Here is a 15,877-nt window from a genome sequence, read left to right on the forward strand (position 1 = left end):
TACGACAATCCGCCGTATGGATAAACACCACATAGCCGTCCTCCATTCTGCGAAATAACCTGCCGCCATAAAGCCGTTTGCATTCATTTTCACTTGGCGCACCGGAGACCAAACGTGGGATATGACCATAACAGCCCGCTAACACTACGGCAAAACCCACGGCCTGTTCAGGCTCAGACCGTGGGAATTTAAACGAATTGGTCTGGTTATCTCTCAATAAGTGGAGGGGCATATCCATCTATTTGATTGCTATTTTATTCCGGTACATATCAGCCTGATTGCCAGCACTTATCCACGATAATATGAGAGTAAGATGATGAATAGAGACCAAGAAATTATTGTTAATTCCGTTGAGCCAGAAGATCACGAGCAGTGGCTGCCCTATTGGAAGCGTTATCAGGAATTCTATAAGGTGCAGCTTTCCGATGAGGTCACGGAAGTCACCTGGGATCGTTTTTTTAAAGCCGAGATTCCCGTGTATTGCGCCGTGGCGCGGGAAGGGTCGCACATTATTGGTTTCGTACACTTTGTTTTTCACGATTCAACATGGGGAGTAAACTCTTATTGTTATTTAGAGGATCTGTTTGTTACCCCCACCGCTCGCGGTAAAAACGTTGGCAAAAAACTGATTGAATACGTGAGAGAACAGGCACAGGAAAAAAGCTGCGATCGGCTGTATTGGCATACTCAGGAAACCAATAAAACCGCCCAGCGACTTTATGATTGGATCGCGGAAAAACCCGGTGTTATAGAATATAGAATGCCGCTTTAACTATCGTATTTATGCATAAAAAATAGTATTTATGCAGAAACTATAGTGCTTATGCGGGATGAAACTTCCCTGTAAATAACGCCCGCCTACCCTACCCGCCGCACCGATTCTCTGACCACCACCTGTCCGGCTAGCTCGGTGCGCTGGGCAATACCCAGCGCCTGTGCAGGCGTCATTTGCTGTGCCAGCAGTTGTAGCGCCGCGCGGGCGATGGTCTCAAACGGCAGATGCACCGTGGTGAGCGAAACGGGTAGCATGTCGAACGGCAGAATGTCGTCCATGCCCATGACGGAAATATCCTCCGGCACTCGTAGCCCATGCTGATACAGCGCGTCGATCACACCGATAGCCTGATTATCCGCGGCGCAGAAAATCGCGGTGACGCCCAGCCTGTCGGGGTTAGCCGTCAGCCAGCGCAGCAGTGCATCACGCGCGGTACGCGGATGGAAATCCGGCAGCGAGAGGATCAAATCCTCATCCACCGCAATGCCCGCCTGCATGAGCGCATCTCTATAGCCGCGCTCGCGCTGTTTGATCGTCATGCGCGACGTCCAGGTCAGATGCAGGATCCGCGTATGCCCTTGTTCGATCAGGTAACGCACGCCCGCCGCCGCCGCGTAGTGGTTGGCGGGCGTGACGCTGCTCAGGCGCATTGAGGGATCTTCACCGTTGATCAGCACCGCCGGAATCCCGCTTTCCGCAACGGCGTTCAGCAGCGTCGGGTGATCGTCATTCACAATCAGAATGCCGCTCTCTTTTCCGCCCTGAAGCTCACGCAACAACTGTTGTTCGTTAATGGTGTCGTGCTCCCCCAGAAACGGACGCAACTGGATATTACGTTGCAGGCAGAGCGTTTTTAGGGCGTTGATCAGCGTCAGCGACACCAGATTGTACTCACTCTCCAGCATCAGATTGCGCGGCGTCGCCAGCAGAATGTGGCGCAGCGGCTCCGTCTGCGCGATGGCCGCTTTGCCCACTTTATGCAGCGGATAACCCTGCTCGGTGGCAATCGCCATAATGTGCTGCCTGACTTTGGCGCTGATCGGTGCCGTCCCGTTCAGCGCACGGGAAACCGTGCTGATGGAAACCCCGGCGCGGTCGGCAATATCCTTGAGTGTCGCCATTATTTCATCCCCGTGTTGGCAATCCCCGTCGTGATGTATTTTTGCAGGAAGACGAACACCGCCGTCACCGGCAGAAGCGAGAGCATCGTCATCGCCAGTATATAGTGCCACTGCACCGAGAACTGCCCCTGAAACGCATTCAGCCCGATTTGTAGCGTAAAGTTCTCCTGGCTGGAGAGGACGATAAGCGGCCAGAGGAAATCATTCCAGCGCCAGATCACCGAGAAGATCGCCAGCACCGCCAGCGCGGGGGCGGTTAACGGCAGAATGATCTTCCAGTAAATACGGAACTCGCTGGCGGCATCGATACGCGCCGCTTCGATCAGCTCATCGGGGATCGTCAGCATGTATTGCCGCAGCAGGAATACGCCGGTCGGCGTCGCTACCGTAGGGATAATCACGCCCCACAGGTTATCGCCCATGTTCAGGCCAATCACCACTAGGAACGTCGGCACCATCACCACCGACAGCGGAATCATCATGGTGGAGAGAAACAGCGTCAGCACCGTACCGCGCCCGCGAAACTCGTATTTCGACAGTGCAAACGCCGCCATCGAACTGAGCAACAGGGTCAGCAGCGTCGCGATCACCGTCACGAATACGGTGTTCTTCAGGTAGGTGGCAAAGTGGAACTTCGTTATCGGCGTCGTGTAGTTCTCCGTCTCCAGATGCAAGGCCTTCATCGGCACCAGATCTTTCGTCGATACACGCACCACCTCACTGGGCGCAGTTGGGTTCACCATCTGCGCGATCAGGCCGATGCGCCTGACCAGCGCCATGGTTTTCGCTTCGCCGTCGTCCTGCTTAACCTGCCACAACTCCAGCGGTTTCGGGTACTCAGGCAACGTGATGGTATCCGCCGCCTGTGGCAGAAAACTGGGCGGAAAACGGTTGATCTCCGCAGGCGTTTTGAACGACGACATCGCCGCCCACATCACCGGAATCATCACCAGCAACGTACCTACCACCAGCCAGACCCAGCTCATGATATCCGTGATGTGAATGCGCCCCGGATGACGGGTACGGGTGAGAAATGCGATTATTTTCATCATGGCTCCCGTTATTTTTTCCCTTCCAGCCGACGCGTCAGCAGGAACTGCAACGCCGTCAGGATCATCAACACCACGCCCATCAACACCGAGGCAGCCGAAGCCAGCCCGTAGAGTGACGCGTTTGACGAAAAAGCCGTCTGGTAGATGTACTGCACGATAAAGCTGTTGGCCGTGCCGGGGCCGCCGCCGTTGGTGAGCACCCAGGCTTCATCGAAGATCTGCACGCTGTGGATGGTCAGCAGAATCACCACCACCAGAATGTTCGGTGCCAGCAGCGGCAGCGTCAGGCGATAGAAACCACGCCAGCGCGAGGTGCCGTCCACCGCCGCCGCTTCATAGATATCACGCGGGATCGCCTGCAATCCGGCCAGCAGGATCAGGGTATAAAACCCGACGTGAAACCAGACAGAAACAAACACCACCCAGAAACGCGATAGCGTCGGGTCGAGCAGGAAGGTAATCGGCTGCCCACCCAGCGATGACAGCACCAGATTCAGCAGGCCGTTGCGATTAAGGAACCATTGCCAGATCAGACCAACGACCACCGGCGACAACAGCACCGGATAGAAGAACATGGCGCGGAAAAAGCCACGGGCGATAATCTTGCGGTTGAGGATCAGCGCCGTCACCAGCGCCACCAGCAGCGTGCAGAGCACATTGAAAAAGGTGAACGACACGGTGTTGTAGACGCCGGTCCAGAACAGATCCTGTTCACAGGTGGATGGCTCGGCGTAGTTGCCGCAACTCAACAGCGTGGAAAAGTTATCCACGCCAACGTAAGGGCGTTCCCACAGCAGGATATTGGTGCCGCCAGTAAAGGCGTAGCACACCGACAGCAGAATAGGAATGAAGACAAAAACGGCGAACAGCAGCATATTCGGCGCGATAAAAAACCACGGCATCACTTTGCGGCCACCGAGTTTTTGTAGCAGATTCACCGCTTTTTCCACTGGCGTGACCAGCTTGTCGAGCAGCGATCCTGCGGGCAGTAAGGCAATCTTTTTCATGTCGTCCTCTCCCGTCGCGATAATTAGTGCTCGGTACAACGCGGCAATGTGTCATCCGTTTTGCCGTCGAACAGATGGCAATACGCCGGTGGAAAGCGGACGAACACCGATTCGCCTGCGGCGAACTCACGGTGCTGCGCCAGATGGACAATCATCTCATCGTCAATGCCGCTCATTCGCCCGTAGATAAAGGTTTCATGCCCCATCATCTCGCAGCGATCGACACACAGCGCCATGCCCTCGCCATCCCCCACCAACTCACAGTGTGAAGGACGAATGCCGAGCGTGACGTTCTGCCCGACAGTGCCGATAAACGGCAGCACCAGACGATTACCCGACGGACACTGCACCTCAACGCCGTCTGCACAAGTGGCGACAATCTGCGCCGGGAACATATTCATCCGCGGTGAACCGATGAAGCCCGCGACAAATTTGTTTTTCGGCCGATTGAACAACTCCAGCGGCGTGCCAACCTGCTCAATGCGACCGGCGTTCAGCACCACAATACGCTGCGCCATCGTCATCGCTTCCACCTGATCGTGAGTCACATAAATCATGGTGGTGCGCAGCTTCTGGTGCAGGCGAGACAGCTCGCCGCGCGTCTGCACGCGCAGCTTGGCATCCAGATTGGAGAGCGGTTCGTCGAACAGGAACAGGTCGGGTTCACGCACAATCGCGCGACCTATCGCCACGCGCTGCTGCTGCCCACCCGACAGGGCACGCGGTCGGCGATCCAGATAAGGTTCCAGCCCCAGCATGCGGGCGGCTTCATCAATACGGCGAGCGATTTCGTCTTTGGGGAAGTGCAGGTTCTCCAGTCCGAACGCGAGGTTCTTACGCACCGAAAGGTGCGGATAGAGCGCGTAGGACTGGAACACCATCGCAATCTTGCGCTCTGCCGGTGTGAGATCGTTCACCTTGCGGTTGTCGATCAACAGCTCGCCGCTGCTGATCTCTTCCAGCCCGGCAATCATGCGCAGCAGCGTGGATTTTCCACAGCCCGACGGGCCAACAAAGACCATGAACTCGCCATCATGAATCGTTAAGTCCACACCTTTGATGATGTTCACCGCACCATAATTTTTGTGGACGTTTTTTAGTTCCAGACTCGCCATTGTCAGCCCTCGCAAACAGAATCTAACTGTGCCAATAACATCAGCATGACCAGCGCCTGCCCGTAAGGCACGGCAACATTGGGAATATCGCGATAGAACTGTAAGTCGTGCCCCATCGCCGTGCCGTCCGAGACACCCTGCACCACGCCCTGTGCGTCAATCTGCGCCACCACGGCAGCATAGCCTTTTTCCAGTACGTCCTGCGGGAAATCGTGCAGCATGCCCAATCGACGCGCCGTCAGAATCCCAGCAATGAATCCGGCGCTGGCGGAGGTCTCCAGCGGCGAATCTGGGTCATCCAGCAGCGTGTGCCACAGGCCAGACTCGTGCTGCCAGCGTGCCAGCGTGGTCGTTTGCTGTTCCAGAATCGCTTCCAGCGTGCGCAGAACTGGCGCGGACAGTTGATCCTCCGCCAGCACTCGCATTTCCGGCAGCACCAGCGTGATCCAGGCGTTGCCGCGTCCCCAGAACGCATTGGCATAGTGATGGCGACCGACAAACGTCCAACCGTGATACCACAGCCCGCTGCGCACATCGGCCAGATAGCGCGCATGCGTAACGAGCTGGTATTCCGCCTCTTCGATCAGATCGCGGCGGGAGAGCAATTTCCCCGCCACCACCAGAAACAGACCGGCCATGAACAGCGTGTCATCCCACAGCTGTCCGGTGTTCGGGCGCTCTTTCACCGTGTGCTGGAAGCCGCCGTCCTCGGTTTTCGGCAGCGAGTGCAGCAGCCAGTCCGCCCAGTCGCTCACCGTTTCACGCCACTGCGCGGGCGCATCCGGCTTGTCCTGACACAGCAACGCCAGCACCAGCATCGGTGCCGTCGAGTTGATCTGGCGCGGCGGCAGCCCGGCATCCAGCTTTTGCTGATACCAGTTCGCCAGCGTCGTCAGCATGGTGTCGTCCTGCGTCAGATGCGCCAGCTTCCAGAAACCGTACAGCCCGACGCCAACTTCCCAATCCCATTCTTCGAATTGAATCGTCAGTCCAGCGTCCGGCGTGTCGTCCTGCGTCACGCTGTCGATTGCTTTCAGGCGGCAAAATGCCCGCGCCACCTGCGCCAGCAGCGCTTCGGTTTGTTGTCGGTTAAGTAAACCTGTCTGCATGTCATGGGTTTCCTGTGTTGAACTGCGGGACGACCGGGACATCGTCGGGAAAAATGAAAGGCTGCTGTGCCACGCTGAATCCTGCCGTGTGGCTAAAGGCCAGTTCGCCGTAATCGGGATCGTCGATGCGTACGCCGTCGCGGTCCTGTATCAGCGAACGTCCTCGGAAACGGGCAGCGAATGCGGCGAATCCTTGCGCGCCGTCGCCGCTGTCCACGGCAACGAACCAGACGTTCTGTTCGCCATACGCGCGTAGTTCGCCTTCCGCCTGCTGGCCTGCGGTCGCAAACGGCTGTAACCCAGCGGGATTATGGAAGGCGGCATAACCGTTGCCGCCGCGTACGAAACACCAGACGCCTTCAACGATGACGTCATCCAGCGCGGTTTGTGGCAGATAGAGATGTGTCCAGGGGCGGATATCCTGTTGCAGATCGAACACCATCAGCGCGCGATTGCGGTACTGCATCAGGTGCGGCAAGCGTCCGTTGCCCGCCCAGTAAGAAGGACGGTGCACACCGTCAGGGCGATCTTCGCCGGGGTGGTTCACCCACAGGCGGGCGGCATAGTGTGTCCCCAAACGTACATCCAGCAGATGCTGCTGGTGTCCGGGCTGGCTGGGGTGATGATCGAAGACGGAAGAAAACGCTACGTCGCGCTGCTTCCAGGCGATGATGCGGGCGCTACGGTTCAGCCCTTGCACCCAACGTGCTTCTGCGCCGTGCGGCAGTGACCAGTGCGCGATCCGATCCGTTGTTTCCGGCGGCTGATAGTCGCTCAGGCACAGCAGCGGCAGCGCGGCGCAGTGCGGAATCAGCCAGCCCTCGCCCCACATCAACGCACACAGGCCGGACAGCTCGGTCAACATGCCGGAGCGCAGTTCTTTATCGTAGGCGCGTCCCATGGTGCCAACCGCGACGCCGTTCTGATGTACCCACGCCGTCATCAGCATGATGCGGTCAATCACCACGCGAGATTTCTCGCGCAGATCGGCGTCCTGTGCCAATTCGTACAGCGCCACCAGCCCAATCAGATCGATGGGGTAATAAGCTGCCGAATTCCACTCCACCAGCCCGTGCTCCAGAATGGAATCAAACCAGCGCGTCAGGCGCTCGTGAGCAATCGCCTTTTGCTCCAGACCGCGACGGCCGCTGCATGGGAAGGTGTCATCAGGGAAGTTTTGTCCGGCCAGATATTGCGCGACGTGGAAGCACAGGCAGTGGTTTTCGCTCCAGAACCACATGGTGTCGTTGCCCGGTTCATCAATCCAGTAGCGGAAGCCAAGAATGGCACTGCGCACGCGCCGCCAGTCCTGCGGTGGCAACTGCTGCCCCTGATAGCGCTGCCACAGCCAAATTAGCGGCACCAACTGGAAATCGGCACAGTCTTCGCGGCGACTGATTTTCTGCAACGCGCTGTTGAGAATCGGCGCAGCCGCATCACTGCCCTCACCCGTCGCGACAATCGCCAGCAGCCTTCCGAGGCGTTCAAAACCGTGCAGCGCGGTATGGCGCAGTACCGCTTCACGCCGCGCGGCCAGAGTCGGTAACGCGGGCATCGTTTGCGATGGCAAGCGCCCGAAACTGAGCGTACGCGTCAGCGTAATGCCGTTGCAGGTCGCGGCGCAGACCAGATCGTAATAGCCCACCAGAACCGCAGGCAGATCCACCTGCCAGCCGAGATTGCCAGCAGGCAGCGTTTGTTTTTGCTGCCATGCGGGGACGGATTCGTTGACGTTGCCAATCAGCCGATGCGCCATCGTCACGGATTCCGGCAGCAGTTGCGCGCTATTGAGCACCAGCACAGGCGGTTGGATCAGATTATTTTCCAGCGTCAGCCCGTTCACCCAGCTATCCAGCGCGGTCAGCTGTGCGCTGAACGCCGCGTCGTCATCAAGCTGCCAGAAGAGCGTGTCGTCTCCCTGATAGCACAGGCTGAACAGGTAGTCGGTATCGCGCTCGCACAGCTCTTCGCTATGCACCACCAGCGTGTTCGCCCCTGATTGCAGCGGCAGCGTGATAGCACAGGTGTGTTCGGTGTTGCGGGTAAACGGCGTAAAGCGGGTAATCGGCTCACCATTCAGCCACAGCGTAACGCCGCCGCAGGTGCTGAGCGTAAACGGTGCCGTCTGTGCGCTGTCGCTGTGGATCACGCAGCGGGAAAAGCGCTGCACGTGAACCGGACACGGCCAGAAATCGCTGAAATTCACGCTGCGGCTTTCATCGCCGCCGCTCCACATCAGTGGGAAACGTAAATCGTCCGGCAGCACCACCTCACGCTTTGCCTCTTCCTGCAAAAAACGCACGCGACAGGGTAAAACGCCAACATCGACAAAACCGTTAATAAATCGGTAATTCACCTTATCCGGCAGCGTATCCGGCTCGGCAAAATAACGTCTTTCCGTCAACTCGGTGATGAGAAACCGATTAATGACACCGTTCTTCTTTAATTTCCAACCGATATTCATACGGAATCCTGTTTACGGCGTTGAAAAATAAAATAACGAAAATGTATGGCGTAACTTATTTGCACTTTCGCTGTGCACACTCTGCCAATATGTAGAGCGAAGGGGCATTCCTTGCACCGTGATATCGCAATTTAATGCAAATTTGCATTAAAATTTCATTTGCATTCATTTATTGACATTTCGCATTAATAAATAAGATTATCGCGTTTACATATGTGATCAATATCACAAAAATGTTTTATTTAAATCAATATTTAAAATATCTTTAACCTGCTTCACATAAATCAATCAGGGTTCTGTCCATGATTGCATGATGAAAATGACAGATGAATGCAAATTTGCATTAATAAGAAAACGGAATAATTCACAGAAATAAAATAAACCCCGTCGCCAACGCCAGGGTATTTACGTCATTAATCAAACATAAGATGTGCTCACCAACGGAGAGGTTTATGATGCGTTCCAACACCGCGTTATTTTTTTCCGCCCTTGCACTGGGGTTATTCAGCAACAGCGCGTTAGCCGCTAAAACGCAAATAACATTTTTATATAGTGACGACGATCCCGAATTAGTGCATTTCATGGAGCAGAAAGTAAAATCTTTCTCTCAGAGTAATGAGCGCATCGATGTGAATTTTGTCAGCACCGGCTATAACGCGCTGCAAACACAGTTACCGATGCAGTTGGCGGCGGGCTTAGGCCCGGATATTGCCAAAACCACGCAAATGGGGCTGCTCGGCTATACGCTAGATTTGCGCCCCTATCTGAAAGATCCAGCCGCCTTTGAGAAACGCTACAGCGCGGGTATCGAAAAGATCATGCGTGTAAAAGGCGTGCATAAAGCCGATGCACTGCCGGGCTTTGTCGCCTCCTGGACTGCCGACCTGCCATTTATTAACGTGACGCTGTTTGAGCAGGCAGGTGTGCCTCTGCCGCAGCCGGGCTACACGATTGATGATTTGATGAAAGCCTCGAAGCTGGTCGCGGAAAAAATCGGCGTGCATATTCCCTTCACCATCGACCGCAGCGGTTTCCGCTTCTCTGGCCCAGCCTATTCTTACGGTGCACGTTACGATAAAGACGGGCTGATCAACTTCCCGGACGCCGCCGCGCAGCAGTGGATTAAAGATCTGAAACGCTGGTCGGACGAAGGCGTGTTCCCGCGTGAAATGTGGGGCGCGGCAGGCGGTGGTCAGTACAAGAGCATGGCGGACGATTTCGTGAACGGCAACATCGTGACCTACTTCTCCGGCAACTGGCTGTTGAACCAGTTCAGTAAGCAGATTGGCGACGGTTTTGACTGGAAAGTGCTGCCCGCGCCTTGCAAAGAGAAGTGTATTTCGATGGGCGGCGCGACCTTCATCATGCCGTTCACCACCACCAAACACCCGCAGGAAGTCGCCGAATTCATGGAATGGCTGGGCAGCGAGCCGCTGCAACGAGAGATCGCCGAGCGCTTCAATATCATCGTCGGTGCGGATATTGCCGATCTGCACTACCAGACCAAAGATAAGCACGTGATCGACGGCCTGAACACCGCGCGTGAAGAGATCAAAAAGATCCCGTCTTACGTCTTTGATTGGGAACGTATGGAAAGTCTGGGCGCGAACGAACTGTACCCTATCATCCTGACGCGCTTTACCCAATATCTGAACGATCAGGTGTCATTTGATGAGTATCTGCGCCTGACCTCAAACGATGTGAAGCGCCTCAACGAAACGATCGCGACGAATCAACAACAGCGGAAAAACGCACCGTGAAAGGGCAACTGAGGGAGATCGGCATCGATGGCGATCGCCCCTTTGATCGCGCAAAAGAGAGCACGTTGTGCGAACAGCGCTGGCCGGGACAAAGCCGCTATCTGCTGGTCACCGGCGGCTTCACTCGCCTGCTACACTGGCATAACGGCCTCCTGACCTGTCGCGGCGGCGATAGCTTTCCCCTCGGCAATCCGGCCAGCCTATCTCGGCTGGGGCTGTGGGCGGTGCAGGAGATGCTTCAGGCCGTTGAGGGCATCACGCCGCTTACACCGCTCAGTGAAGCGCTGTTCCTGCACTTCGATAAGCATATCGATCGCGTGATCGACTGGTCAAAACAGGCGCAGGCCGCTGACTACAGCACGTTCGGACAAATAGTGCTGGCACACCCGCAGGACGCGCTGGCGGTGCAGTTGCTGACCCGCTGCGCGGGTGAGCTGGCTCTACTGCTCAGCAGCCTGCCGGATTCACAGACTGAATCCATCAGCCTCAGCGGCGATCTGGCGATTGCCTGCCTTCCCTATCTGGATTCAGGAGCGCACGCATCATGACAACATGGCTCTATGCCGGTGTGGATGGCGGTGGCACAGGCTGTCGGGCACGGATTTATCAGGACGACGGTACGCCGCTCGGTCAGGGACACGGCGGTCGTGCCAATCTGCTGCTCGGCGTGGAAAGCGTGCGCCAGTCAGTGGACGATGCCATTGCACAGGCGTTGAAGCACAGCGGGCTGTCGCCGGATGACGTATCCCGGCTGAAAGTCGGTCTGGCACTCGCCAGCGCAGAACATCGCGCCGCCTACGAGGCGTTTCTGGCGTTGCCGCATCCTTACGCGACGCAGGTGCTCAATACCGATGCGCTGGGTGCCTGTCTGGCCGTCAATCAAGGGAAAGACGCAGGCGTGGTCATTGCCGGAACAGGCTCCTGCGGGCTGGCGTGGCAGAACCAGACGATTACCGCCTACGGCGGCCATGAATTCCCGATTTCCGATCAGGGTAGCGGCGCACGGCTTGGGCTGGCGGCGCTGCAACACACCTATAATGTGCTGCAAGGCTGGTGCGCGCCGTCTGCGCTCAGTCAGCGTATCGACGATTTCTTTTCCGCCAGCACAGCGCCTACGAACACGCTCGACGCGCTACAGACATTTAGCCAGCAGGCGAAACCGGGCGACTATGCGCAGTTCGCCCGCCACGTATTTGACTGCGCTCAGCAGGACGATGCCGTTTCTTACGCGCTACTCGCGCAGACGGCCAGCGAAATCGGCCTGCTGTTGGCCGCCGTGGCACGCCATACGCCTCCCCGCCTGTCGCTCATGGGCAGCATCGGCTTACATATTCGCCCCTGGCTACCAGACGAGTGGCAATCCCAACTCGCGGCCCCGATGGGCGATGCACTCGACGGCGCGCGATTGATAGCCTGTCATGATTATGCGTTATACCGCTAGTCCTTTGGGTTCGACCAGCAACCCCACCTATGGAGATAGTCATGGAATCACTCACTCGCAGAACCTTCGTCAAGCTCGGTGCAGGCAGCGCCATTACGCTGGCTGGCGGCTTTTTCCACGCTAACGGCGAATCGGCAGCACCCGCCGGACCGCTGCGTATTGCCATTATTTCGGATGTCCACGTCCACAATATCTACGGCAACTACGATTTTGACGGCCTGCCCGATGCGCAGACGGGAAAGACGCTAACCATTCGCACCCTGAAAGATTCGGTGAATTCGACACGCATCTTCAATGAACCCTACTTTGCGCTGCTGGCCGCGCTGGACGAACTGGCAAAACAGCAGGTGAAATACGTGGTACTGTCCGGCGATTATTCTGATGACGGCCAGCAGCCTACCGTTGAAGGGATTGCCGCCATCCTGACGCAATATGAGCAGCGCCACGGGATGCGCTTCTTTGCCACGCCCGGCAACCACGACGTTAATCGCCCGCAGGGGGATGACAGCTCGGAGAGAATGCTCAATGCTGATGGCAGCAGCACCATGCTGAGCAGCAAACCCGGCGTTAAACTTGGCGACGCGCAGTCGCTGATTGTCACCGCCAAGATGCAGGCGCTCGGCTATGAGCGCGGCCTGCCGCTGATGAAGCCGTTTGGTTTCTTTAAACGCGACGACTTCCTGCACTGGGAAACCCCATTTGGCGACAGCGATGAACTAAGTAAACGCCAGTATCTCGCCCGCTCGCCAGACGGCAGTAAGCAGTGGAATATCGTGGACGCCTCCTATCTGGTGGAGCCGGAAGCGGGACTGTGGCTACTTTCCATCGATGCCAACGTATATCAGGTCAAAGATGGCCCAGAGAAACGCGAAGAGATTAAAGGCTACTCCACCAGTAACGACACTGGTTGGAATGCCTTGTTGACGGAAAAGCCGTTCATGCTGCCGTGGGTGAAATCGGTCGTGCAACGGGCAAAAGCGCAGAACAAGAAGCTGCTGGTGTTCTCGCACTATCCGTTGGTCGATTTCCTCGACGGTACGGTAGAAGACGAAAAACAGCTGTTTGGCAGCAATAGCTTCATTAAACGCACGCCGCGGCCGGAGGTTGCCGAACAGGCGCTGGCAGCCGGAATCCGTCTACACTTCAGCGGCCACCTGCACGTTAACGATACCGGCGTGTATCGCGGTTCACAGGGGACGCTGGTGAATGTCGCGGTGCCGTCGCTGGCCGCTTACCCGCCCGCCATGAAGCTAGCGACGCTGCATAGTGACCGAGTCGATATCGATACGCTGGTCCTGCGCAACGTGCCGCAATTCAACCATCTATTCCCGTTCTATCAGAAAGAGTTGGATCGCACTGGTGAACCGCTGGGCGACATCCTGAAAAGCCGCGATTATTACGACTTCCTGCACCATCATCTGGCACTGCTGGTACGCCAGCGTTTTCTGGTGCAAGACTGGCCGGAAGATTTGTCACCCCTCATCAATACGCTGAACTGCGCCGATCTGCTGTGGATCGCACAGCAACAGGAACCGCTCAGCGCCAAAGCACTGCCCGACGCGGCCGATCGCAAACCGAACGCGGTCGCGGGCACAGATGGGTTACAGGATATTTCACTGCTCACGCTGGTGACCGACTGGTACTGCCTGCGCAACGGCAGCGATCTCGCCTGGCAGGATATTCCGGCTGCACGGGTGAAACAGTACCGCGCTCTGCTGGCGGCCTACACGCCAACGGCCACGCTACCTCCGGACAGTCTGCAATACCGCTTCGGCCTGATGCTGAAAATCCTCGCCGGTTATATCAACGATGAGCCCGCGACGCACTTTGTGGTTGATATGCAGGGGAATTTCGTCACGGTGTAATGTGTTTCATTTCGCGGGGCTGTCGCTTAGCTACATTGGTTATGCCGAGGGGGTTTCGTGCGCTTCAAACACCGTTCTCTTCATGCTACGTCGTAGCACGCGCCCGACATAGGGGGCTACGCCAGCCCCCTATGAACCCCGGCTTTTTGGCGGAAATTATGCCGCTAAAGCGGTGCCTTCGTCGGTATCAGGCTTAGAGGACCGCTTGCGACACGTTCCATACGTGGCGCAAGCTTGAGCCGCGTCCATGCGGCTCATCCTAAGCCTGCTATCTCCTCAGCATAATTTTTTACGCCGTGAAAAGAAGCGCCATCGTGATATGAGTTAGCTGGGTTTTGTCAGCTGTGTGGCGCACGAAATATTCCCCCAAACCAAACCAAACCAAACCAAACCTAATCGGCTTACATAATTTTTTACCTATTCCCTCTGTCGTCATCACCAAAAAATGATATGTTATAATATAACAATTAATCTTTTATCGATGATGATGACACGTTTTTACTCCCTCTCCGCGCTGAAGCGCGTGTTACTGGTTTCCCTGCTGTTGATGCTCATGTGGCTAGTGGTTGGGTGGGCGGTGATGTTGCCATGATTGCCCTACAGGAACTGGCGTTTGGCTATCATAATCAACCACCGCTCGCGACGCTCAGCGGGTGCTTTCATCAAGGCTCGCTGACAGCAATTATCGGCGCAAACGGCACGGGCAAATCCACGCTACTAAAAACGCTGGCGGGTCTATTGCCGCCGCTTTCCGGTTCGTTCAGCCTCGGTAACGGCGGTAAAGATAACGCGATTAGCTATCTACCCCAGCTATCCGAATTTGATCGGCAGTTCCCTATCAGCGTACGCGATCTGGTACTCATGGGGTCGCTGCCACACCGCGGATTACTACGCAGTATCAATGCCAACTGGCATCGTAAAGCGGCAGACGCGCTCGACGCCGTCTCAATGGCAGACTTTGCCGATCGGCATATTGGCGTCCTGTCCGGTGGGCAGCTACAGCGTGTGCTCTTCGCGCGGCTGATGCTGACACAGGCTCCCATCATTCTGCTGGATGAGCCTTTTACCGGGGTCGATAGCCACACCACGCAGGCGCTTTTGCAGATTATCGAGCAGCTTCACGCCGAAGGCAGGACTATTCTGGCCGTGTTGCACGATCTGGAACTGGTCGGTCAGCACTTCCCGACTATATTGCATCTCACCCCAGACGGCCACCGCTGGGGAGATGCCCAACCCCTATTACATAGCCTGCGCAAGGCCGACAGCGATACGCCAACGCTCAGGATCGTCACGTCATGATGCTATTTCACCTGATGACTTCTCCTTTTGCCGAGTTCGGTTTTATGCGTCGGGCGCTGGTCGGCTGTCTGGTCATCACGCTGAGCGCCGCGCCGTTGGGCTGTTTCCTGCTGTTGCGGCGCATGAGCCTGATTGGTGATGCGCTGTCGCACGCGGTCTTACCCGGCGTCGCCATCGGCTACCTCATATCCGGGATGTCGCTGCTGGCGATGGGGATCGGCGGTTTTATCGCTGGGCTATCTGTCGCCATGCTCTCCGGTTTCGTCACTCGCCATACGGAATTAAAAGAGGACGCCAGCTTTGCCGGATTTTACCTCGGTTCGCTGGCGCTCGGCGTCACGCTGGTGTCACTGCGCGGTTCCAGCGTCGATCTGTTGCATGTGTTGTTCGGATCGATTCTCGCAGTGGATCGCGCCGCGCTGATCGACATTGCTCTGATCGGATCGACCTCTTTGCTGGTGCTAGCCGCTCTCTATCGGGCGCTGGTGATTGAATCGTTTGACGTGACCTTCCTGCGCATCAGTTCAGGGCGCTATCGGGCGTTAATCCACGGGCTATTTCTGTCGCTGGTGGTGTTGAATCTGGTCGCAGGATTCCAGCTGTTAGGCACGCTAATGACGGTCGGCATGATGATGCTACCTGCCGCCAGCGCGCGTTTCTGGACACAGCGTCTGCCCGTTATGCTCGGCATTGCGGTGCTGCAAGGGATGCTCGCCAGCCTGATCGGGCTACTGTGGTCCTACTATGCCGAGCTGCCCGCCGGGCCTGCCATCATTCTGACGATTACGCTGTTTTTTTGTTTCTCGGTCTGCGTTGGTCACAACGGTGGGCTGTTACGCCTGCGTCGGTGACCGATGAATCTCGTTATC

General features: G+C 56.6%; 13 protein-coding genes. 7 read left to right on the forward strand and 6 right to left on the reverse strand.

Going from position 1 to position 15,877, the window contains the following annotated elements; translation table 11 throughout:
* The first annotated feature begins 313 nt into the window (after positions 1–313).
* Positions 314–772 carry a GNAT family N-acetyltransferase gene (locus tag IG609_RS16610; RefSeq protein ID WP_193398306.1) on the forward strand — a complete coding sequence of 153 codons (459 nt, stop codon included), beginning with the start codon at positions 314–316 and terminating at the stop codon, positions 770–772.
* Positions 773–858: 86 nt separating this feature from the next.
* On the opposite strand, the gene IG609_RS16615 is transcribed toward IG609_RS16610, so the two are convergent.
* The 6 genes from IG609_RS16615 to IG609_RS16640 are packed head-to-tail and all read right to left on the reverse strand — an operon-like array spanning position 859 to position 8,643.
* Positions 859–1,896: a LacI family DNA-binding transcriptional regulator gene (locus tag IG609_RS16615; RefSeq protein ID WP_193398305.1), complete on the reverse strand. Its 1,038-nt coding sequence runs from the start codon at positions 1,894–1,896 to the stop codon at positions 859–861.
* Positions 1,896–2,948, reverse strand: a complete 1,053-nt coding sequence (locus IG609_RS16620) for a carbohydrate ABC transporter permease (protein ID WP_205558238.1) — start codon at positions 2,946–2,948, stop codon at positions 1,896–1,898. Before IG609_RS16620 ends, IG609_RS16615 begins: the two co-directional genes overlap by 1 nt.
* 8 nt (positions 2,949–2,956) lie before the next feature.
* Complete coding sequence (locus IG609_RS16625; protein WP_193398304.1) at positions 2,957–3,955, reverse strand: carbohydrate ABC transporter permease; 999 nt, start codon at positions 3,953–3,955, stop codon at positions 2,957–2,959.
* A gap of 23 nt (positions 3,956–3,978) precedes the next feature.
* Positions 3,979–5,070, reverse strand: a complete 1,092-nt coding sequence (locus tag IG609_RS16630) for an ABC transporter ATP-binding protein (RefSeq protein WP_180785390.1) — start codon at positions 5,068–5,070, stop codon at positions 3,979–3,981.
* Between the two features lie 2 nt (positions 5,071–5,072).
* Complete coding sequence (gene bglB / locus IG609_RS16635) at positions 5,073–6,179, reverse strand: beta-galactosidase BglB (protein ID WP_193398303.1); 1,107 nt, start codon at positions 6,177–6,179, stop codon at positions 5,073–5,075.
* A gap of 1 nt (position 6,180) precedes the next feature.
* Complete coding sequence (locus IG609_RS16640; RefSeq protein ID WP_193398302.1) at positions 6,181–8,643, reverse strand: hypothetical protein; 2,463 nt, start codon at positions 8,641–8,643, stop codon at positions 6,181–6,183.
* 452 nt (positions 8,644–9,095) lie between these two features.
* Between IG609_RS16640 and IG609_RS16645 the strand changes: the two genes are divergently transcribed.
* The 6 genes from IG609_RS16645 to IG609_RS16670 all read left to right on the forward strand — a co-directional run bounded on the left by IG609_RS16645 (position 9,096) and on the right by IG609_RS16670 (position 15,859).
* A complete protein-coding gene (locus IG609_RS16645; RefSeq protein WP_102117311.1) occupies positions 9,096–10,403 on the forward strand; it encodes an ABC transporter substrate-binding protein in 1,308 nt (435 codons plus the stop codon).
* Entirely contained in the window at positions 10,400–10,951 is a 552-nt protein-coding gene (locus IG609_RS16650) for a glucosamine kinase (protein WP_193398301.1), read from the forward strand. The genes IG609_RS16645 and IG609_RS16650 overlap by 4 nt, the downstream gene beginning before the upstream one ends.
* Positions 10,948–11,844, forward strand: a complete 897-nt coding sequence (locus tag IG609_RS16655; protein WP_193398300.1) for a glucosamine kinase nucleotide-binding domain-containing protein — start codon at positions 10,948–10,950, stop codon at positions 11,842–11,844. Before IG609_RS16650 ends, IG609_RS16655 begins: the two co-directional genes overlap by 4 nt.
* 41 nt (positions 11,845–11,885) lie before the next feature.
* Positions 11,886–13,709 (forward strand): metallophosphoesterase family protein, encoded by a 1,824-nt coding sequence (locus IG609_RS16660; protein ID WP_193398299.1) that lies wholly within the window; start codon positions 11,886–11,888, stop codon positions 13,707–13,709.
* A 588-nt stretch (positions 13,710–14,297) separates the two neighbouring features.
* Positions 14,298–15,008, forward strand: a complete 711-nt coding sequence (locus tag IG609_RS16665) for a metal ABC transporter ATP-binding protein (protein WP_193398451.1) — start codon at positions 14,298–14,300, stop codon at positions 15,006–15,008.
* Positions 15,005–15,859 carry a metal ABC transporter permease gene (locus IG609_RS16670; RefSeq protein WP_116155426.1) on the forward strand — a complete coding sequence of 285 codons (855 nt, stop codon included), beginning with the start codon at positions 15,005–15,007 and terminating at the stop codon, positions 15,857–15,859. Before IG609_RS16665 ends, IG609_RS16670 begins: the two co-directional genes overlap by 4 nt.
* Positions 15,860–15,877: the final 18 nt, after the last annotated feature.

Source organism: Pectobacterium quasiaquaticum (assembly GCF_014946775.2).
GTDB lineage: Bacteria > Pseudomonadota > Gammaproteobacteria > Enterobacterales > Enterobacteriaceae > Pectobacterium > Pectobacterium aquaticum.